This window comes from Marinimicrobium sp. ARAG 43.8 (assembly GCF_050113635.1).
In the GTDB taxonomy this organism is placed as follows: domain Bacteria; phylum Pseudomonadota; class Gammaproteobacteria; order Pseudomonadales; family Cellvibrionaceae; genus Marinimicrobium.
The window spans coordinates 297,180-318,265 of sequence record NZ_JBNJLT010000003.1 but is presented as its reverse complement, the minus strand read 5'-3'; the positions used below and the strand labels follow the sequence as shown (position 1 = coordinate 318,265).

At 56.0% G+C, this 21,086-nt stretch carries 19 protein-coding genes and 1 riboswitch; of the genes, 6 read left to right on the top strand and 13 right to left on the bottom strand.

The genetic code is table 11. The features are described 5' to 3' along the window. Positions 1 to 6: 6 nt before the first annotated feature. From ACQCLF_RS08645 to ACQCLF_RS08630, 4 genes are read right to left on the bottom strand one after another with little or no spacing between them, the layout of a single operon-like run. Complete coding sequence (locus ACQCLF_RS08645; protein WP_426986280.1) at positions 7 to 726, bottom strand: urea amidolyase associated protein UAAP1; 720 nt, start codon at positions 724 to 726, stop codon at positions 7 to 9. Continuing rightward, positions 716 to 1,516 carry an ABC transporter ATP-binding protein gene (locus ACQCLF_RS08640; protein WP_426986278.1) on the bottom strand — a complete coding sequence of 267 codons (801 nt, stop codon included), beginning with the start codon at positions 1,514 to 1,516 and terminating at the stop codon, positions 716 to 718. The genes ACQCLF_RS08645 and ACQCLF_RS08640 overlap by 11 nt, the downstream gene beginning before the upstream one ends. A 6-nt stretch (positions 1,517 to 1,522) precedes the next feature. Next, a complete protein-coding gene (locus ACQCLF_RS08635; RefSeq protein WP_426986276.1) occupies positions 1,523 to 2,344 on the bottom strand; it encodes an ABC transporter permease in 822 nt (273 codons plus the stop codon). Between the two features lie 46 nt (positions 2,345 to 2,390). Beyond that, positions 2,391 to 3,389 carry a putative urea ABC transporter substrate-binding protein gene (locus ACQCLF_RS08630; protein ID WP_426986274.1) on the bottom strand — a complete coding sequence of 333 codons (999 nt, stop codon included), beginning with the start codon at positions 3,387 to 3,389 and terminating at the stop codon, positions 2,391 to 2,393. Positions 3,390 to 3,569: 180 nt separating this feature from the next. After that, positions 3,570 to 3,708: riboswitch (guanidine-I (ykkC/yxkD leader) on the bottom strand. 567 nt (positions 3,709 to 4,275) lie between these two features. Here ACQCLF_RS08630 and ACQCLF_RS08625 point away from each other — a divergent pair. Further along, entirely contained in the window at positions 4,276 to 5,340 is a 1,065-nt protein-coding gene (locus tag ACQCLF_RS08625) for a glycoside hydrolase family 11 protein (protein ID WP_426986272.1), read from the top strand. Positions 5,341 to 5,429: 89 nt separating this feature from the next. Continuing rightward, on the top strand, positions 5,430 to 5,696 hold the full coding sequence (locus ACQCLF_RS08620; protein ID WP_426986271.1) for a hypothetical protein: 267 nt from the start codon (positions 5,430 to 5,432) through the stop codon (positions 5,694 to 5,696). A 112-nt stretch (positions 5,697 to 5,808) separates the two neighbouring features. Here ACQCLF_RS08620 and ACQCLF_RS08615 read toward each other — a convergent pair whose 3' ends face one another. Then, positions 5,809 to 6,006: a hypothetical protein gene (locus tag ACQCLF_RS08615; protein ID WP_426986269.1), complete on the bottom strand. Its 198-nt coding sequence runs from the start codon at positions 6,004 to 6,006 to the stop codon at positions 5,809 to 5,811. 306 nt (positions 6,007 to 6,312) lie between these two features. Here ACQCLF_RS08615 and ACQCLF_RS08610 point away from each other — a divergent pair, with 306 nt between their 5' ends. Further along, the gene (locus ACQCLF_RS08610; RefSeq protein WP_426986267.1) at positions 6,313 to 6,477 is read left to right on the top strand and encodes a DUF1328 domain-containing protein; all 165 of its coding nucleotides are present in this window, start codon (positions 6,313 to 6,315) and stop codon (positions 6,475 to 6,477) included. Between the two features lie 156 nt (positions 6,478 to 6,633). Here ACQCLF_RS08610 and ACQCLF_RS08605 read toward each other — a convergent pair whose 3' ends face one another. Both ACQCLF_RS08605 and ACQCLF_RS08600 read right to left on the bottom strand, forming a co-directional pair. Next, positions 6,634 to 8,217 (bottom strand): nitrilase-related carbon-nitrogen hydrolase, encoded by a 1,584-nt coding sequence (locus ACQCLF_RS08605; RefSeq protein ID WP_426986265.1) that lies wholly within the window; start codon positions 8,215 to 8,217, stop codon positions 6,634 to 6,636. A gap of 34 nt (positions 8,218 to 8,251) precedes the next feature. After that, positions 8,252 to 9,592 carry an MFS transporter gene (locus ACQCLF_RS08600; RefSeq protein WP_426986263.1) on the bottom strand — a complete coding sequence of 447 codons (1,341 nt, stop codon included), beginning with the start codon at positions 9,590 to 9,592 and terminating at the stop codon, positions 8,252 to 8,254. A 181-nt stretch (positions 9,593 to 9,773) separates the two neighbouring features. Between ACQCLF_RS08600 and ACQCLF_RS08595 the strand changes: the two genes are divergently transcribed. Beyond that, a complete protein-coding gene (locus ACQCLF_RS08595; RefSeq protein WP_426986261.1) occupies positions 9,774 to 12,134 on the top strand; it encodes a fatty acid cis/trans isomerase in 2,361 nt (786 codons plus the stop codon). 34 nt (positions 12,135 to 12,168) lie between these two features. On the opposite strand, the gene ACQCLF_RS08590 is transcribed toward ACQCLF_RS08595, so the two are convergent. The 5 genes from ACQCLF_RS08590 to purE all read right to left on the bottom strand — a co-directional run bounded on the left by ACQCLF_RS08590 (position 12,169) and on the right by purE (position 17,161). Then, complete coding sequence (locus tag ACQCLF_RS08590) at positions 12,169 to 13,830, bottom strand: putative bifunctional diguanylate cyclase/phosphodiesterase (protein ID WP_426986259.1); 1,662 nt, start codon at positions 13,828 to 13,830, stop codon at positions 12,169 to 12,171. A 175-nt stretch (positions 13,831 to 14,005) separates the two neighbouring features. Beyond that, complete coding sequence (locus ACQCLF_RS08585; RefSeq protein WP_426986257.1) at positions 14,006 to 14,248, bottom strand: helix-turn-helix domain-containing protein; 243 nt, start codon at positions 14,246 to 14,248, stop codon at positions 14,006 to 14,008. Positions 14,249 to 14,680: 432 nt separating this feature from the next. Next, entirely contained in the window at positions 14,681 to 15,550 is an 870-nt protein-coding gene (locus tag ACQCLF_RS08580) for a zinc-dependent peptidase (RefSeq protein WP_426986255.1), read from the bottom strand. A gap of 55 nt (positions 15,551 to 15,605) precedes the next feature. Next, on the bottom strand, positions 15,606 to 16,667 hold the full coding sequence (purK, locus tag ACQCLF_RS08575) for a 5-(carboxyamino)imidazole ribonucleotide synthase (protein ID WP_426986253.1): 1,062 nt from the start codon (positions 16,665 to 16,667) through the stop codon (positions 15,606 to 15,608). Between the two features lie 2 nt (positions 16,668 to 16,669). Beyond that, complete coding sequence (gene purE / locus ACQCLF_RS08570; protein ID WP_426986251.1) at positions 16,670 to 17,161, bottom strand: 5-(carboxyamino)imidazole ribonucleotide mutase; 492 nt, start codon at positions 17,159 to 17,161, stop codon at positions 16,670 to 16,672. A 280-nt stretch (positions 17,162 to 17,441) separates the two neighbouring features. Between purE and ACQCLF_RS08565 the strand changes: the two genes are divergently transcribed. After that, entirely contained in the window at positions 17,442 to 18,404 is a 963-nt protein-coding gene (locus ACQCLF_RS08565) for a pectinesterase family protein (protein WP_426986249.1), read from the top strand. 34 nt (positions 18,405 to 18,438) lie between these two features. Here ACQCLF_RS08565 and ACQCLF_RS08560 read toward each other — a convergent pair whose 3' ends face one another. Further along, on the bottom strand, positions 18,439 to 19,518 hold the full coding sequence (locus tag ACQCLF_RS08560; RefSeq protein WP_426986247.1) for a sialidase family protein: 1,080 nt from the start codon (positions 19,516 to 19,518) through the stop codon (positions 18,439 to 18,441). A 310-nt stretch (positions 19,519 to 19,828) separates the two neighbouring features. On the opposite strand from ACQCLF_RS08560, the gene moeA reads away from it, so the two are divergent. After that, positions 19,829 to 21,052 carry a molybdopterin molybdotransferase MoeA gene (gene moeA, locus ACQCLF_RS08555; protein WP_426986245.1) on the top strand — a complete coding sequence of 408 codons (1,224 nt, stop codon included), beginning with the start codon at positions 19,829 to 19,831 and terminating at the stop codon, positions 21,050 to 21,052. The last annotated feature ends 34 nt before the right edge of the window (positions 21,053 to 21,086 follow it).

Here is a 21,086-nt window from a genome sequence, read left to right as displayed (position 1 = left end):
ATCTCCTCAGGTGCCCAGGTAATAAAGGCGATTGTTTTCGAAGCCGCGCTGATTTTCCAGACGAAAGTTTTTGCAATAATCGTCATCGGCTACCGGATCAGCATGGAAAATCCGCACACCAACCGGCTTGCGGGGGTAATCCGGCGACGCATTCATGGGGTGAGGGCAGCTATGCATTACCAGCAGCGTGTCCATTTCGAAACGCAAGACCACACGACCGCCTGCCGGCGAGTTATGCTCATCCAGAGAGAGGTTCCCTGCGTTATCGACAACCACTTTGCTGAAAAAATTGAGATTAGCCGCCATGTCTTTCGGACCCAGGCCGTACTTCGCCAGTTCGACCAGAAAGCTGCTCATACCATCCTGCCGCCAGTCGTTGCGGTCATTCTGGTAATCGCGTGCGCCCCACCGTTGCATCACCTGATCGGCGTGACTCGTACCGCACACGGTTTCGTGCCAACCGACAGTGTCCTCCACAATCGACGCAAAAATCCGACCCATATCTGAGTAGAGACAGTGCCCGTGGGTCAGCTTAAAGGTGTGTTGGCACTTAAGGGTATCGGGCGCATTGTAGCGCTCGAGTAAGTTCTCCGGGTTGTACATCAATACGCCCACATTGGCGCCGCCTTCCAGGTCGGTCAGCTCCAGGGCCGTGCCGCGACGCAGGCGCAGTGACCAATGGCTGGCGGCTGGAAGCGTGTATTCATAGAGGACTTCACCGGTCATTTTGAAGCTTCTCCTTCTGTTGTTCGGTTCGTGTAACGGAATCATCAATGCGGTGCAGCAACTGATCTTCACACTCGCCCACGGCCAAGTCATAGGTAATGCTGGCGCCATAGGCTTCGGGCGCCTGGGGGTCATGGCGCACTTTGTCGAACACCCACAGGCGCGTGCCCAGATAAAACCCTTCCTGAATGTCGTGAGTGATCATGAAGACGGTCAGTTTGAGTTCGCGCCACAGCTTGAGAACCAGCTGATGCATATCCTTTCGGATACCCGGGTCCAACGCACCAAACGGTTCGTCGAGCAATAGAATGCGAGGCTGCTTGATCAATGACTGGGCGATGGCCAGCCTCTGCTGCATACCGCCGGACAGTTCGTGCGGGTACTTGTCCAGCGCATGGCTGAGACCGACCGCATCAAGCATGTTGAAAGCATTGTGCCGAGCCGTGCGCCGGGCGCTGCCAAACAGGCGTGCCAGCAGCGGGCTTTCTTCCAGCTCGATAGCCAGCATGACGTTCTCCAGCGCTGTCAGATGTGGAAAGACCGAGTAGCGCTGAAAGACGATGCCCCGATCTTCACCGGGCTCGGCCTGCAATGGTTCACCATCCAGCAGCATGCGCCCCTGGCTCGGCGACTCCGTGCCCAGCAGCATCTTGAGAAACGTCGTTTTACCGCAGCCGGAAGCACCGACGATGGTTATGAACTCCCCGCGCTCGACGGTCTTGTTCAAGTTCTCCAGCACCACGGTGTCGTCATAGCGTTTCCAGAGTTTTTCAATCGTGATATAGCTCATGGGACCTCAGTGGTTAGCTTGTGCATGAAACCAGGCAAAGCATCGCCGGGACAGAAGGCGCAACAACACATCGATAACAAACGCCAGAATTGTGATCCAGACGACGTAGGGAAGAATCACATCCATCGACAGGTAGCGACGCACGAGAAAGATCCGGTACCCCAGCCCATCTGTCGAGGCGATGGCCTCAGCCGCGATAAGAAACAACCACGCGCTACCGAGCGACAAGCGGACGCTCGCAATCAGTCGCGGCAGTATTTGCGGAACAATAACCCGCAAAATAATTTGCCAGCTGTTAGCCCCAAGAGTCTGCGCTTTGACCAACTGCTCCGCCGGGATTTCTTCCACTCTCTGTTGCAGATCGCGGCAAAGAAACGGCGCAATGCCAATAATAATCAGCATGACCTTGGACAGTTCTCCCAAACCAAACACAATGAACAAGATGGGCAGAATCGCCATGGGTGGCACTAGCGAAATAGCCGTCATCAACGGTGACAGGTTGGCTCGAACAAAGGGAATGGCACCGCTGAAAATCCCAAACACCAGGGCGAACAGCGCACTGATTGAAACGCCCATCCCCAGACGCTGCAAGCTGCTGAGCGTATCCTGCCAGAACACGTATTCACCGGTGCGAACATTGGGCTCAAACGCCAGCCGCTCGATGGCGGCCCCAAAGCTTTCAAAAGACGGCAGTAGCTTGTCATTGGGGTTGTCAGCCAACCGCGCGTTACTGGCCCCTACATACAATGCGAGCAACAACAGAAAGGGCAATAGTCCCAACAGCCAACGGGTGGCACGGTGGGGCTGCTGATTGATCAGTCTCTTCATGTTTTCCTCGCTCTTGGTCAGTGGTCTCCGCGGTCAGGCGACGACCTCAAAGTTCACCGTCTGCGGCCATTTGCATAAAGGACGGATCAAAACGGAGTTGGATGTTAGCCGAATTGCCATAAACGCCGGTCGGTGTCTCCACACCGATGAACTCCGGTCCCGGTGCCCCCTCGCCGAGAAGGCCATGGCGGAACGAGAACTCAGCGACGTATTGCATCGTCGTTTTAAGATCCTCACTTTCGGTAAAGGCGACGGCTTGAGCCGGCTCATAGAACATGCGGGTCGACGCCAGCTGGGCCTCGTAGCCGGCCAGATCCGTACCCGAGGCTTCGCCCATGGCGGTGCGGGCGGTTTTGGCCCCAGCGTCATCGCCACTCATCGTGCCCATGATTTCATACCAGGCGCCCACCAGCGCTTTAGCGAAATCCGGATTGGCTTTCAACACATCGGTGTTAACGACCATCAAATCAATGATTTCGCCCGGAATTTCGGAGGAGTCAAAAACCTTGTGGCTGTCCGGCATGGTTTCTATTTCACTCAATAGTGGGTTCCAGGTCACCACCGAAGTGACATTGCCGGACGCATAGGCAGACACCAGGTCGGCGTCAGAGGTGTTGATCACCCGGACATCCCGCTCCGTCATTCCGACTGAGTCCAACGCGCGAGCCAGCAGATAATGTGAAACGCTCAGTTCCACCAGATTAACGTTCTGACCCTTGATGGCTTTCAGGTCGGTCTGCTCTTGCAGCACGACGCCATCATTGCCATTGGAGAAGTCACCGATGATAAGTGCAGTGGAATCAATGCCTCCGGCGGCGGGAATCGTCAGCGCGTCCATGTTAGTCATGGCGCAGGCGTCATATTGCCCTGCGGTATACTGGTTAATGGATTCGACATAATCGTTGATCTGCACAACGTCGATGGTGATGTCGTATTTATCCGCCCATTTTTTGACAATCCCTTCACTGGCACCGTAACCCCACGGCATCCAACCGACATAGATCGACCAACAGACACTGAAGTGATCCCGCGGCTGAGCGGACACTGAATGCGACGGGAAGGAAAGACAAAAAAAAGTGGCAAGTAAAAACCCGAAGGTTCTTAACTTGCCACAACAGTGGGTCGGAGAGGGAGCAATCGAAAAAACGTTGGCAAACATGGTGAACCTCCAGGACTACAACACGGTTAAACGGCTGAGGATTCAATGGCAACTCACACCATTGTGACCTCCCGGGCTTTTGTCCCGCCGTGTAACCTTGTCGAAGTATGCCTATCGGAATGTTCACCACAAGGTCGGCTGCTCTCGGACCAGTCACATCACACCGATTGCTCTGTGGAATGCCGGAACCCTAGCGGCCTATTCAGTTCCTCGATGACGCGGAGGAACCTTAAAACCAAATTGTTCGAGCGAGTTACTTCAATGACTCATCGCATTGAATCCTCTATATCTACCTAGTTAGTAGCAACATAAATGCCAACTTGGAAAACCGCCGTCACACGGCCTATCAATGAACCAGCCAGGCTCTAACCCGGCTCAATTCGCCCAACTTTCGCGCGAAAACTTCGGAGGCGCACCAGGGCGGAGCACACATGTATGCGATTACATTCTTCTGAGGCATTTATACCCATTTGAAATATGCGATTCGCCCAAATCCGTCCGCCATACCGCCACGAACATGAGCATTAATGTGCCAGACCGAGGGCAACGCCCCTCATCTCTGCTTCCCTCCCACGCGCCCCGCTCCATGACTCTGGCAAGAAGAAGGCACCCAACCCAGCCAGATATAGTCTTTTTGAATATATAAAAAAGGTAACGGTTTCAGTCTTTAATAGTTATATTGACTTTAAGTGGTTCGTTGCCAACACTTCCCACGCTGAACGGCCTTTCGCGTGATGGGCCACCACACAATAATTCATCAAGAGGATTCACTATGAAGCGTCACAATGCATTGCTCCGGCAATCCGGATGGCTGAAAAGCCTGTCCCTTGCCGCTCTGGCCTGTACGGCGAGCCTGGGTATCGCCACCGCCCAGGCACAAACCCTCTGCGACAATCAGACTGGCACCAGTGGCGGCTTTTACTTTACCCACTGGACCGATGGCGGTGGCTCGGCCTGTATGACCCTCGGCGCCGACGGAAATTACAGTTACGAGTGGTCAAATACCGGCAATTTTGTCGGCGGGAAAGGCTGGAGCACCGGCTCGTCCAACCGGGTAATCAGTTACAACGCCGGCAACTACTCCCCCTCCGGTAACTCCTATCTCACGCTTTACGGCTGGACCACCAATCCGCTGGTGGAATACTACGTGGTAGACAGCTGGGGAAGCTGGCGTCCGCCAGGTGCGTCTTCTGTGGGCACCGTCACCACAGACGGGGGTACCTACGATCTTTATCGCACGCAGCGTGTCAATCAGCCCTCTATCGAAGGCACGGCAACGTTTTATCAATACTGGAGTGTGCGCACTTCCAAGCGGTCTCAGGGCAACAACAACACCATTACCTTCCAGAATCACGTTGACGCCTGGGCGAGCCAGGGCTGGAACCTGGGGAATCATAACTATCAGGTGATGGCGACCGAGGGTTATGAAAGTAGCGGCAGCTCCAATGTCACCGTCTGGGAAGGCGGCAGTGGTGGGGGCAGTAGCAGCAGCTCTGGCGGTGGCGGCTCGAACGAGATCGTGGTTCGCGCACGCGGTACCAATGGGGACGAAAGCATCAACCTTCGGGTGGATAACAACACCGTGGCCAGTTGGACGCTCTCAACGACCATGAGCAACTACACTTGGAACGGTAATAATACCGGCGGCATTGTGGTCGAATTCACCAACGACGGTGGCAACCGGGACGTGCAAGTGGATTATATTCAGGTCAACGGGTCAACTCGACAGTCTGAAGACCAGAGCTACAATACCGGTGTCTGGAGCAACAACGCTTGCGGCGGTTCCAACAGCGAATGGCTCCACTGCAACGGCGCCATCGGTTATGGCAACCTCTAACAGGCGCAGACCGCCAACATTGGAGGATTTAACTGTGCCGGAGAGCTGCAAAGCTCTCCGGTGCTCAAACTGATCGACGGACGCCAACCATGACTGTACGATTCATCGTCGCGCTAAGCCTCTGCCTGACGACAATGCCTCCTCTGCTGGCCCAGATCGATATCTATCAAAGCGACGCCTATTCCGCTGAAGAAGTGTGCGCCCGAGATGCCGAGCAGGCCAGCACTAACGACTACAATGAGAGCTATGAAACATGCCTCAACCGGCAGCGGGATCACTTACAAGATCAAAACAGGGAAACTACTAACGGGAAAAGCACAGAGGATACGGACCAAGCCGAAGAGGATAAACTTTGAACTTGCACCACTATCACTGGTTATTAAAACTAATTTCTTAATTTCTTAACGCAATTAAATAAACTGTTTGGCAGGCCGAGGCCGCATCCTGCGGCCTCGCTGTAGGTGAGGCTTACATTGAATCCTCTACCTCATCCGCCGCATCTTCCATCGCATCGCCTGCATCATCGGCAGCATCGTCGATGTTCTCGCCCGCTTCCTCCGCAGGGCCTTGGTCACAGGCCGTCAAGAACGCGCCGCCAGACAAAACCAAAAAGATGGCCAAAGCGATGGAACGAACGCGCTTGGAAAGCATATTTTCTTCACTCATGATGTCGACTCCTTCATTCAATAATATGGGGCTTATAGTTGCCCGGTCAGCGCCGCAACGCTTAGCGATACGGGGCGTGAATCTCTTCAGCCCCCAACCACGCCTGTAACGACATGCGACAGGACTTAAGATTGGGATCGCTTTCAGAAATTCAATGGGAGTATGACACAAAAAGCGTCTTTGCGAGAGATTTCACATTTTTTTAATTTTGATGCAACCATTTGCCATTTTACACGTACTAAGTACCGACGATGGAAAAATTGTCTACACTTACACTACCTGTCTAAATGTCAAAGGAGTTTGCATATGTTCAGTTGGGCGTTTCTCTTTTTGATCATTGCCATTATCGCTGGGGTACTTGGCCTGAGCGGTATCGCCGGGGCAGCCACCAATATTGCGTGGATACTCTTCGTCATTGGCATTGTACTGGCTATCATTTTCGCGGTGGTAGGCCGAAAACCCCCTTTATAGCCGTATAAAACGGCTTATCCCGGGGGCGGGGAGATCCTGCCCCCGGGGCAATTTGAGCGACACTTCAATTAATTTCTAACGTAACTTCTCATAATTTCTCTCGTCAGCTCACATCAGCACAGCACCACAAACTATTAACACTTAACCTATGTTAAGTTAGCGGCGATCTCCTCTCCAGCGAATCCTGTACAAATCGTGCCGACGATCTTTCAGGTTTTGCACCGTGCCACTATTGCGGGCCATCAATAACGACTCGGGGCGAAGATCGGCGAACGCGACAGTTTCCACGTTGGGTGTGGTGTCGGCCGCAATTCCATCACGAGCAAAAGGAAAATCACAGGGCGTCAAAATGCAGCTTTGTGCATATTGAATGTCCATATTCGACACGTTAGGCAGGTTACCCACGTTACCCGACATCACCACATACATTTGGTTTTCCACCGCTCGGGCCTGACAGCAATAGCGCACCCGCAAGTAACCCTGACGCTCATCGGTGCAAAACGGCACAAACAAAATCTGAACACCTTGATCGGCCAAATGGCGCGCCAACTCAGGGAACTCGGAGTCGTAACAGATCAGCACCCCGATCGGTCCACAGTCCGTATCAATAGCTGAAAGGCTACTGCCTCCTTCAATATCCCACCAATACCGCTCATTGGGCGTGGGATGAATTTTCGGTTGTTCGAAAACCCGGCCGTCGCGCAAAAATACGTAAGAAATATTTTCAATCCGACCACTCTCCACGCGCGTGGGGTGTGAACCCGCAATAATATTCACGTTATAGCTGAGTGCCATGTCGCGGAAAGCATCTTTCAGGCGCGGTGTGTATTTGGTCAGCGCTTCAATCGATTCAAATGGCGACAACTCCTGATCTTCAATCGACAACAGTTGGAGAGTAAACAGTTCGGGGAAAACCACAAAGTCACTTTTGTAGTCCGCCACGACGTCCACAAAGTACTCAATGTATTTTAGAAATTCACCGAAAGAGGTCACCTTGCGCTGCATATACTGCACGGTCGCAATGCGGACCACATCGGGCATGCGCACGCCGTACTTTTTGACCGGTTTTTCATCCTCTTGCGGGACCTTCGGGTTGTACCACACCAGATGCGCTGCAAAGTTCAAAGACTCATTGTCATCGTCCAGGTAGTTGGGGATGACCCCAATCACCTCAAAACCGTTGCGTAATTGAAAAGAAAGCACCGGGTCCTTGATCTTCTTATGGACCACCTGGTCGATGTAGTTTTCCACCGTCCCGACTCTTTTCAGTCGTTTATGAAGGTTGGGCATACGACCGGCAAACACCACACCTTTCAACCCAAGCGACTGGCACAACTTTTTACGCTCGTTATAGAGCCTTTGGCCGATTCGATAACCTCGATAGGCATTATCGATACAGACTTCCATTCCATACAACCAGTCGCCGTGGATGTCGTGGCGCGACGCAAAGCCGTTACCCGTAATTTCATTCCAGGTATGCGCCTTTAGGGCAATGTCCCCGGAAATACGGAAAGTGGCGCAATAACCCACCAACTCGTCCCCCACCATGACCACAATCTGACCCTGCCGGAAATTGTTAATCTGCCCAACAATGGCCGCGCGGGTATAGGTTTCCATCTGCATTGGCTCATACACCCGATCAGCCAGCGCCACGATGGCGGGCACATCCGACAACGTGGCATTGCGCACCGTCAGGTGTGCTCCGGGTCTGCGCAATTTGTTCTCTTCTTCTTTCGCCATACGTCTTACCACCTCAATTCAGTCATATCAGGCCCTAACCGCTGACCTCTTTCAATTGCAGTCCATACACCGCTGCCGCCAGTGACAGAGTCCCCAACAATCCAATCACGCCGGCGATACCCACCCAGCTCGCCAGCAACCCCACTGCTCCGAGCACCAACATAGATAAGCCAATGGCCGTATTGCTGACCGCCACATACTGTGCCCGAGTCTCACTGTTGGCCATATCCACTAGATAGACCTTCCGCCCCAGGCGCGCACCGCCGTGGCAGATGCTGATCCCGAAAAACAGCAACGCGTGTGTCCAGAGGGAGGCCCACAGCGACCACTCCAGCCAGGCCCCCACCGCCGCCACTCCGCAGATAACACCGCCTGCCATTGCCGCCAGCACCATCGCCCATCGGCTGGAGCGGTCACTGAGTTTGCCCCAAATCGGAGAGCTAAGACTGGCCGCCAGGCCACTGGCAATGATCATCAGCCCCAGGCCGGTCACTTCGCTGCCGGCCAGTTGTTGAGCCAGTAACACAAAGAACGGGGGTACCAGCGCCACACTCAGCAACAGCGCCCGTCCAATCACAAAGCGCCGAAAATCGCGGTCTCGCCAGAGAATGGAAAGGCTTTTAAAAGCCACCAGCAACGCATTGCCACCGCCTTCCGTCGATCCAGCCGCTTCCTCAATACGGCTGAACGCCAACAGGGACAGCAGCCACAGCAGCGCCGCCACGCCGAGAAACAAAGAGAGATTCACCCCCTCTTCGCCGCTACCGAACTCCGCATAGAGCCCCACTGCCAGTGTGGCCGCTCCGGCAACGCTGGCACTATAGCCCATCAAGGTGCCTCTCCGGGTCTTGGAAACCGTTTTCCCGAGTACATCTTTAGCGGCTACCGAACAAAAGCCGCGGGCAATGCTGTACACCGCCAGCAGTATCACCACCGCCCAGCCCAGGGCTGACCCCGTCAGCGTCCCGGATGCCCAGGCCATGCCCGCCAACGCCAGCATGGAAAGCACCGCGCCCAGCATCCAGACATATTTCCGTCGGGCGACGCGCCGTATGTAAGCCGCCACCAGCAATTGCGGAACAAGCACTCCGGCCTCCCGAATCGGCACCAGAAAACCGGCAAACCCCGAAGAGGCGCCCGCCGCGCCGATCAGCCAGGGCAAGACCAATCTGGCGCTGGAGAGTTCATCGGCAATTTTGCTCAGTGCATTGGCGGCCAGGTAGGCAAAGAAGTTGCGGGGCTGATGGCGGCAGGCGGTCTCTGGAATGTCTTTGCAGACTCGGGCGTCTTCGTCATCATTGAGCTGTTCATAGACCCGGCTCAGCTGGGGGTAATCTGGATAGAGAACGTCCGTTTCGGTGTCATTGCGGCTCACGGGGTCTAAAGCTCCGGTTGGGATTATTAGGGCCTGTTCACACTGATTCAAATGCCATCGGCATGCGTATCAGTCAGTATCGGTGCTTCGGCAATTGATGTAAACCGGATCACCCTCAGACAGGAAAAATTGGCCTTGCTATACTAGCCGCCGGATTAAACGACCGATGACAGGAATTTCCATGCCCGCCCGACGCTGGTTCACACACAGCACACTCGTTCCCGCTCTGATGGTTATTATTGGCTGCAGTGCCATTAGCCATACGATTTGGAACAAAAAATACGGTGAACCAGAACCCCGGGAAACAAACACCGCACCCATGGCGCGAGACCGCTTCCAGAGTGACATCAAACCCCTGCTTGAACAGCGCTGCACGGTGTGCCACGGCTGTTACGATGCGGCCTGTCAGCTCAAAATGGAATCCTGGGAGGGGCTGCTAAGAGGCGCCAGCAACGACCGCGTTTACGATGGCACCCGCTTACTGGGAGCGGAAATGACCCGCCTTTATGAGGACGCACATACCACGGCCGAGTGGCGGAAAAAAGGGTTCTTCCCCGTCATCAACGAACGAGAACCCAGCCCGGAGAACAACCTTACCGGCAGCGTAATGGCACAGATGCTGTTGCTCAAGCAGCGTCACCCGCTACCCGCACAACGCATCCTGTCGGACGATTTCGATTTTTCATTGAGTCAACGCTGGCAATGTCCGAGCGCGGAGGAATTCGAAGGGTACGCCGAAAGCAACCCGCTCGCAGGCATGCCCTACGGCTTGCCCGGCCTGTCAGACAAAGAGCACGATACCCTGATTCACTGGTTGCGCGATGGCGCTCCGGGCGGCGGCCCGGCTCCGATGGGTAAAGACCTGAGCCAGCAGGTCACTCAGTGGGAACGCTTTCTCAATGGCGACAGCCTTAAAGAACGGCTAATGAGCCGTTATCTGTATGAGCACCTGTTTCTGGCACACTTGCATTTTCAGGCAAAAAACGAGAGCAGCGTGTACTTCAAACTGGTGCGCTCCAGTACGCCACCCGGCGAGCCACTGCAGCGCATCAGCACCCGCCGCCCATTCGACGACCCGGGAGTTGACCGGATTTATTACCGCTTATGGCGTGACCCAAGCAGTATCGTGGTGAAAAACCATTTACCCTATGCACTGACCACGGAGCGCCGCCAGCGCTGGCAACGCTGGTTTCTGGACGCCGATTACACTGTGGACGCCCTGCCGGGGTACGAGCCGGAACAGGCGGCCAACCCCTTCGCCACCTTTGTGGACCTGCCCGCCGACGCCCGCTATCGATTCCTGCTGGATGAGGCAGAGTTCACCATCATGAACTTTATTAAAGGCCCGGTCTGCCGTGGCCAGGTGGCTTTGAATGTTATTCAGGACCACTTCTGGGTTGCCTTTGTCGACCCCGCCTATTCAGATGACCTGGACAGCGAGTTCCTCGCGAACAACAGTGATCACCTAAAACTGCCAGCGGGCGTGGGGAACACACTCATGCCCCTGAGCAATTGGCATCGCTACTCCGAGCTTCAAAAGGATTATCTGTCGGCAAAAGCGACCTTTATCGGCGAAAAGCTCAATGACCGGGCACCGCTGAACCTGGACATAATCTGGGATGGCATCGGCCCCGAAGGCAAGAATCGTAATGCTGCGCTGACCGTGTTTCGCCACACCGACAGTGCCAGCGTCCACAAGGGGTTTATCGGACAGCCCCCCAAAACGGCGTGGGTTATCGACTATCCTTTGCTGGAGCGAATCCACTACCTGCTGGTGGCCGGTTTTGATGTGTATGGGAATACCTCCCACCAATTGCTAAGCCGCCTTTATATGGACTTCCTGCGCATGGAAGGCGAAATGAATTTCGTGACTCTTCTGCCCGACGATGTTCAGGAGGACACACTGATGTCCTGGTATCGGAATGCCGAGAGTGACCTTCAGGAATACCTCGACGTGTACCGCGACAATCTGCACACGGAAAACGCGATTGACTATCCGGAAGGCGTCGAGCCTCAAGCGGCCCTGTACTCGCTGTTAAAAGAACATCTCGACCCCGTATTGAGCCACCACAATGATCCGGGCACTCTGCCACTGGTGGACTCAGCCCGCGAAGCACTGGCCAGCTTGAACAATACCCACCCCGAGGCCCTGCGTCATCTGCCACCCGTAACACTGGTCTATATGCCGGAGCAGGCACTGTTTACGCTGGTGCACAACAACGCTTACAGCAATCTGTCTTCTCTTTTTGATGAAGAGGACCGGCGACGACCCGACGAGGACACGCTCACCATTGCGCGCGGCGTAGTTGGCAGTTACCCGAACAGTTTTCTGATGGTGGATGAAGCACAAGTACCCGAATTCGTTCGCTCTCTGCAATCCATGAAATCCGAGTCTGATTACCAGGCCCTCAAAGACCGTTTTGGTATTCGTCGCAGTGATCCAAACTTCTGGCAAATCAGCGACGATATCCACGCACTCTACCGAACACGAGACGGCCATGACGCTGGCCTTCTGGACTACAACCGGCTGGAAAACCGATAGTCGATGAATCCGGCAACCGACCCCACCGGCTTGGTCAGTTGCTCACAATCGGCCGGTAGCTATCACACCACACGGCATAACGGGAGGGGGGCAGCGCCGGGGTGAACAGAAAGCCCTGAGCCTGGTCACAACCCATTTCGCGCAAGAGCTGATATTGGGCCAACGTTTCCACCCCTTCTGCCGTTACTTTCAATTCCAGCGCATGCCCCATGTTCACCATGCTGGCCGTGAGCCGCCGGGACCGCTCGTGACTCTCGATATATTGGACAAAGGCTCGATCAATCTTGATGCCGGTGATAGGCAGGTGCTGCAGATATTCGAAGGAGGCAAAGCCCGTTCCGAAATCGTCGATGCTGACCTCAAAATCCATCTCTCGCAAACGCTTGATTGCCTCTCTTGCCGCGTCAAGGTTCTGGATGAGCGCGCTCTCGGTCACCTCCACTTCAATACTGCCCGGCGCAAGCCCCAGCCGTTTCACCTCTTGCCCGAGAAACGTCAATACGTCCTCGTTCACGAGATTTCGCGCCGAAAAATTGATACTGACCGGGGCGCCATTCCGGGCCTGAAATTCACAGGCCTCCCGACTGACAAACTCAGTCACGGGCGTAATCAACGTGGTTTCTTCCAGCCGGGGCATAAACTTTGAGGGAGGGATGGGCTGACGCTTGCTGTCATACCATCGAATTAACGCCTCGGAGCCCACCAGCGCACCATCGCTCAACCGCACTTTGGGCTGGTAATGCAATTCAAATTCACGGCGATCCAACCCCTTTCGCACATTGGAGATAAGCGTAATATTGGAGAGATTTTTACGCGAGAGTTCCGGGCTGAAGGCACAATGGTTCCGCCCCTGCCGCAACGCATTGAACAGGGCAATCCGGGCTTCATTAATCAACTCATTGACTGAGGTATTACGGGCTTCCTTCACGGTATAGCCAAGCGCCAGTTGCACTCGAACCGGCACCGTTTGCACCAGCAGGTTATCTTCTCCGGCATCAATGATGCGCCCCACCATGGACTCGAGGCGCGCCTGCTCAGTGTCAAACGTCACCACCGCCAGTTCCGACACGCTAAACCGGTAAACTTTGCCGTTATCCCCCACGAGCTTTTGTAACCTTGCTCCCAGCAGACCACTCAATTCATCCGAGGCGTAAGCGCCCATGACCTCCAGGACTTCCCCGATATCCGACAGACGCACAATAATAAGCCCCATTAGGGCTCGCCTCTCCGCCTCGAAATTGCGCCCCAAATCCTGCTCCAGCGCCACCTGATTGAGCAGCCCGGAACGCGGGTCCGTCCTCACCAGGTCTTCCCGCTCCCGATACGCTCGGCGCAAACACTGAAACAAGCTCCCGGCCACGGCACCCAGCAGCATGTACAGCCCTGCCCTAACCACCCGGTTGACGGGGGTTTGAACCAGCGACTGATCCACATCCAGAGGCATCCAGGCCATAAGCACACTCGCCAACAGCGCCGAGAGAAGCCCGCCCGCCAACCCATACCAGGCAGAAGCCACCAGCACCGGTATCAGCATGAGATAAGGATAGGAATACGCCGTGCCGCCGGTGTAGTACACCAGCGCCGTCCCAGCTATCAACAGTACACCCAGCAGAGTCAGGCAGTATACCCGGCGCTCTGTGTGGGGCCACATTAACGCATTGGCGAGCCCAGGTTCGCCAGTTCTTAGCAAGCCCATTGAAATCTCCATTGTTCCCTTAGGCCTCTCTCCCGAATGTCTCGTATCCCCAAGATCAAGGATAGAACAAAATACGACGGCACGAACAACGATTCAGATGCCAACCGCTACAGCAGTGTAGTATCTGATTTTCAGATATTCAAATACGACTTTACACCCCCACCCTGAGATATTGTTATTTTTCGCCACCGACCTCATCAGCCTCACAGGCGGCCACATGCTTTTCGAAACGCTGCACCAGTGTCCTGAGGCTAACACCAAATACATGACAGAGGTCACGCAGCTGAATCAAGTCGAGGCGGCGCACGCCTCGCTCGACATCGCTGATGAACGATTGGGGGCGTCCCAGTGCTTTCGAGCATTCGGCCTGGGTTAAACCCGACTCGCGGCGTAACTCCTTTAATATATCAAGCAGCACCTTTGTTTCCGTTCTATAAAGCGATTTCGACATGGTTCACTACCAAACCTTTAAGCAAGTTTTCAATGTATCGCCCCCTTCTTTATATCTGATTTATAGATATAATCCTTTTTACGTGGTTGTCAGGTTAAAGTGACCACAGCGGCGGCCTCGGCGAAACGCACGCAAGAGGGGCAACAAGAAAAGCAGCCAGAAGAGCAAGGCTTTGCATTATTTTCAAAAAGCGTACAAAACGGCGAGAGCCTCTATACAACGGCATTTTCGTCAAATTTTCTGACAGCACACCCCTCAAGCGAAGCCACCTGACCGTTATTGTTTTCAAAGGGGAAAGTAAAGGGGAAAGTGCGCGACGTTATAAAATTAAAAAAGGGGTCGCTAAGATCAACACGAAACGCAAACTCATAAAGAACCGCTGGACACTGTGTGTCTGGATCAGTGCAAACCAGAGGAACCTTTCATTACCGGCCAGCTTGAAGTGTCGAGCTGGTAAAGGCGTTTAAGACAGTCATACACATCGGGATAGACACTCAACAGTGCCCAGGGGTCGGTAAAAAAATACTCACTGATGACCGCAAAAAATTCTTCGGGGTTAGTTGCCGCATAGGGATCAAGCGGAATCTCCGGCACAGCGGGCGATCGTTCAACGCGATCACACAAATCCCGATAAGCGCCTTGCATTACCCGCTCCCACCGAGCCAGCGCATTGGAGTCCAGGACGGGTGGCGTGCCATCCATGACACCGTCACGGCCGTCCCACTGGTGGGCATACTCATGGACCACGAGCGAATGTGCGCTCTCGCCTCGCAGGTCCTTTTCGATATCGGCCCAAGAGAGGACCACCCGGCCCTGCTCCCAGGACTCGCCAAGCAGTGCCTGCCGTTCATGCACCACCACACCGGCGTCATCAGTAACGTCGACTTCCCGGACAAAGGCATCGGGGTACAGCAACACCACAGGGAACTCGGCCCACCGCATGTTGCCGCCGCCACTGTGCATCAAAGCCGCCTGGGCCAGCGTCAATACGCGCATTGAATCGGTCACTTCCAACCCGTTGCACCCATAAAACGTGGTATTCGCCATCATGACCTGCAACTGAGCTTCGAGTCGCTCACGCACCGCCATCGGTAAGTGAGGATAGAGCCACCAGGCATTTATCAGCCATCGCCGCCAAGGCGCGGGGAAGGGACGCTCCGCCAGGGTTCGATTGCGGCGATAACGATGTATCGGTGTATACAGCAGCACGCCCACGACCAACGCCGCTACCAAAAATACCCCGAGCAATGCCATATTACCTTCCGCCATTATTCAGGGTCTCTGTCGTTGCTATCGCCGGTGAACACTGGCCAGGGGTAAGACCTCAGAGTTGCGCCAGCACCCAGTCAAACACCGCATGATCGTCGGGCTCCACTTGCTCACGCAAAGCAGTCAGGCTTTCCGTCAAGCGAGGAGTATCCGGGCGATGAATATTCACATGCCCGACTTTGCGACCGGGTCGGATGTCTTTCGCGTACCAGTGCACATGAGTCCCCGTCACTCCCAACCATTGGGGACGCCAGTCGCGGCCCAACAGGTTGTACATCACAGTCACTCCATACACCTCGGGCGTGATCAGGGGCAGGTCCGCCACCGCGCGCAAGTGCAGCTCAAACTGGCTGACATCCGCCCCCGCCTGGGTCCAGTGTCCAGAGTTATGCACTCTGGGCGCCAACTCGTTCACCAGGAGACGGCCCTCATCAACAAAGCACTCCATGGCCATAACACCAACGTAATTCTGGTCATCCATAATTCGGCCCAGCCAGGATTCAGCCTCACGCTGCTGCTCGGCGGGCACCGGCAGGTTGGCGATACTGGCCCGCAAAATACCGCTCTCATGCCAGTTGCGAGTCAGCGGGTAAAACACCTTCTCACCGGCCCGGTTGCGCGCGCCTATAAGCGACACTTCGTGGCTGAACGGAATCAGTGCTTCGGCAATGCACTCGCCGGCCCAGTCGGACAGTGCGGGCTCTCCCGGCTGCCAGCGCCACTGGCCTCGGCCGTCATATCCTCCCCGCCGTCGTTTGACAATCGCGGGGCGCCCGAGAGACGCCAGCTGCTCCGCCATTTCGGCTTCCGAGCCGAGAGATACCCACGGTGAAGTGGGAACGTTCAGGCGGTCGAGCAGGCTTTTTTGGCGCTCCCGGTCAATGACCGAATGCAGGGCCGTGGCATTGAGGAAATTCGGGTGCTGTTTCAACTGCAAGCCACGCGGAGTGTCCGGCCAGTGCTCAACCTCTACGGTGATAATATCCGAGCCGGTCAGGGGTGCTTCCCCCTCGGCCGTCGGTGCCACCGGCAGCACCTCAAGTTGCATCGGCGCACCGGCCTGCTGCAGCATTTGTCCAAGCTGACCATTACCGGCCACTACAATACGCGGCAACATGCTTATTCGCCCCCCGGGTCCGGGTTATCCAACACTGCCTGGGTCTGTTGCTGACGCCAGGCCGCAATTCGGCTGGCCAACTCTTCGTCCTGCGTGGCCAGAATCTGAGCCGCCATCAGGCCGGCATTAAAAGCGCCGGCTCCGCCAATCGCCAGCGTGCCGACCGCCACACCCCGGGGCATTTGCACGATGGACAGCAAGCTGTCTTGCCCATTGAGCGCCTTGCTTTGCACCGGAACACCCAGTACCGGTAAGGTGGTCTTGGCGGCAATCATGCCAGGCAAGTGCGCAGCCCCACCGGCCCCGGCGATGATGACTTTGTAGCCATCATCCGCCGCCTGCTCGGCAAAGCGGAACATCTTGTCCGGGGTACGGTGCGCCGACACCACTTCGGCGTGGTACGCCACACCCAGGGTATCCAGAATCTGCGCCGCTTCGACCATGGTCGGCCAGTCGGAGCGCGACCCCATCACAATTGCCACTTTGTTCGTCATACAGGTCTCCAATAGACACTGCCGGGGAAGGGCTCGCCTGGGATGACCTCGCCATCGCCGTTCGAGAACCCCGGGCCAGACCGGGAAATGGAAAAAGGGCGGGATTATAGCAATTGCCAGCGGAAAATTCTGCCCAGTCCGCGCGCGACCACAAGCGCGGCTCAAAAAGCCGGGGCGGCCCGGAGGATTCGGTGCCACGTGACATCCGAGCCATTATACTGATGGCGGTCATAAAACCGTCACCATAATCAATAATCAACCTGTTACCGGGAGTTCCTCCATGAAACCATTGGGTCTACTGTTTTGTTTGTGCGCCTTTATCCTGTCGGTACAAGCCGAAACGGACTATGAAATCACCGTCGCCCCCGATGGCAGCGGCGATTTCAAGAGCATCCAGGCGGCTATCGATGCCACCAAGGCGTTTCCAGACCGGCGCATTACCCTCCACATTAAAAATGGTATCTACCATGAGCCCGTGCGCGTGTATGAATGGAATCCCAGGCTGTCGCTGATCGGCGAGAGCGCCGAAAAAACCATCATCCGCTGGGGCAGCCACTTCCATCAAGTCAACCGAGGGCGCAACAGTACCTTCCACACCGCCACGCTCAGTGTCGAAGGGAATGACTTTCACGGCGAAAACCTCACCATTGAGAATACCGCAGGCCCGGTAGGCCAGGCGTTGGCGTTATCGGTTAATGCCGACCGGGTCAGCTTTAACAACAGCCGGTTTCTCGGCCACCAGGACACGATTTACGTCACGGGCGAAGGCAAACGCCAATACTTTAAAAACTGCTACGTGGAAGGCACCACGGACTTTATTTTCGGACAGGGCACAGCGGTGTTCGACCAGTGTGAAATACACGCGAAAGCCGACTCCTATATAACGGCGGCGTCCACGCCGGACACCCGTCAATACGGATTGGTTTTTCTGAGGGCAACACTAACGGCGGAAGAAGGCGTTTCCAAAGTCTATCTCGGCCGGCCCTGGCGGGCGCACGCCAAAACCGTGTTTATCGACAGTTGGCTGGGCGCGCATATCCGGCCCGAAGGGTGGCATAACTGGTCAAAACCCGCGGCCGAGCACACCAGCTTCTACGCCGAGTACAACAGCCGTGGCCCAGGGGCCGCAGACAGTGCGCAAAGGGCTCCGTGGACTCACACTCTCACAAAGGAACAGGCAACGGAGTACACAGTAGAGACCATTTTGGGCTCAAAGACGCATCCAGAATGGTATCGTCGTTAATCGTGTTACTCCCTTCCCTGGGCACTCAATAGGACTACAGATGAGACGGATCAATGACCACATGCTTGATCCGCTCACGCCCCACCGTATAAGTCACGTGAACCTTCCCATCCGAAGACTGAATGATGGCTGGGTACGAATAGCCCTCTTTCAAGGGCTCGCTCTCTAACGTCAATACCGGCTCCCAATGCACGCCATCCACCGACAGAGCCAGCTTCAACGGGTAGCGCACACCTTTGCCCGGCGTATCGGGTCGGTGTGCAGAGTGGTTGTATACCAGAAGCTGGCGTCCATCACGCAAGGTGACCGCATCGGTGCCAGAGCTGGGGTTCGGCAAATCAATCGCCGTCAATGGTGACCAGCTTCGTCCTCGATCATTGGACCAGGTGGCCGCAATAACCCCTTGCTTGCTGCGCGCAACAGCCTGCAAACGCCCGTCAGGATAAAACAACACACTGGGCTGAATCGCTTCCAGCCCAGAACCAGGCGCGACGGGTTCTGTGGCCAGCCATGTCTGGCCCTGATCTTTGCTGATTTCAAAGTGCAAGCGCCACCCCTGCGGGCCTTCAGTGCTGGATGGCGACAACCAGGCACCCATGCCGGTCGTCACAGGTTTGTTTTTGACCGGCCCCAGTATCCCCTCCGGTAACCGGCGTGCCTCGCTCCATGTATGCCCTCCGTCAGAAGAGGACTTGACCATGCCCCACCACTCCCGGGGGTTGGGCCCCACTTTGTAAAATAGCTGAAGGTCTCCGCCCTCAGGTTGAAACAGCACCGGATTCCAAGTGGGCAACCAGCGGCCATCCGGCTGTTCGCCCGTGGCCACAGGTTGAGCTTCCAGCCAACGTGTTCCCTCCCGGTGGGCTACATAAATCACAACGTGAGGGTGACGCTCATGGAGTCCACCAAACCAGGCCGCTACCAAGTGCCCATCGGCGGCTTCGGCCATCGTGGAAGCATGGCTTTGCGGATAACTGGCGTTGTCGTTGATCAGGACGCTTTGCAAAATAACGGATGATCGCGCCTTCGGGGAAGCCGATGTGGCACAGCCCGTCATCAGGCTGATCAATAACAATAAAGCGGTGGCATGGCAAATTACGCGACCTGCCAGCACAGTGCTACCCGGCCTCCGTTGAGCCCGCACATCAGCCGATGAAAGACGTTCACCAACGGTTTCTCTCACAGAGCCGCTTTTTCTAATAATGCTCTCACACATCACTACTCTCTCCCTTTATCGATTTTTACCACGCCACATCTTACAGGTTTGCCGGGAGCCGCGTTCTTGTCAGATGATCAACGGCTGCCCCCGACAAGCGCTGGCCTACGGCCCCAGCCCGGCTAGATGGTATTATGCTGAATAGCGACTCATCTCGACCATGAACGCTGATCATTCCCCCGAAACACCAAGCGGAGCCTGAGTTGCCATGACGCACTGTGACGCCCCCGGATTGATACCTCTGGCCGACGCGCTGGCTAGAATGCAAATGACGGTACAAACCGTCGAGGCCATCGAAACCGTCCCGTTGAGCGAGCTGCTTGATCGGGTACTGGCCGAGCCTGTGCATGCCACGATCAATGTCCCCGGCTACGACAACTCAGCGATGGATGGCTATGCCTTGCGCGCTGTGGACGCAGGCCTGTCTCTCACTATCGCCGGGCAGGCGCTCGCGGGTCACACCCACTCCGAGCCCCTCAAACCAGGGGAGTGCGTGCGTATTACCACTGGTGCGCCGATTCCTCCGGGAGCCGACACGGTGGTTATGCAAGAAGACACTGAACGTGTCGGCGAGCGTCTGCGCCTCACCATCACCCCCAACCGGGGCGACCATATCCGTCGCGCTGGCGAAAGTATTGCCGAGGGTACCGAAGTATTGCCGGCGGGGTATCGTCTCGGGCCCATTGACATTGGCCTGTTGGCATCTCTGGGACTCGCGCAGGCCCGAGTCCGCCGAAAACCCGTGGTGGCCGTACTGTCTACCGGAGACGAACTGACGCCTCCCGGTGCCCCGCTGGCGGAGGGCCAACTTTACGACAGCAACCGCTACAGCATGATCGCCGTGTTGCGAAGGCTCAATGTGGAAGTGCTCGACCTCGGCCTGATTCCCGATCAGCCCGAGGCCATTCGCGAGGCGTTCCGCCGCGCCGCCCACGACGCCGACGCGGTGCTCTCCAGTGGCGGGGTTTCTGTCGGCGATGCCGACCATGTGCGCCCAGTACTGGAAGAGTTGGGCGAAATCGGCTTCTGGAAAGTCGCCATCAAGCCGGGCAAGCCCTTTGCGTTTGGCCAGCTTGGCCAGGCGGTGTTTTTCGGACTGCCGGGCAACCCGGTGTCATCGCTGGTCACACTTCATCAACTGGCCGTCCCCGTACTGCGCACCATCGCCGGAGAGGCGCCACCTCCTCCAGTAGAAGTGGCCGCCAGCGCGACTGACACCTTCCACAAACGCCCCGGCCGACTGGACTTTCAACGGGCCGTTCTGCGCCGTGAGGGAGAAGAGAACCGTGTTAGCGGTTTCAACGCCCAGGGCTCGGGCATCCTCACCTCGTTTCTCGGCGCCAACGCCTACGCCGTGCTCGAGGCCGACCGGGGTGCCGTCAGCCCGGGCGACACCGTCACGGTGCTGCCTTTTGACCGGTTTATTACCTAGCCTGAACAACACTGGCGAACCCACTTACGTTCAT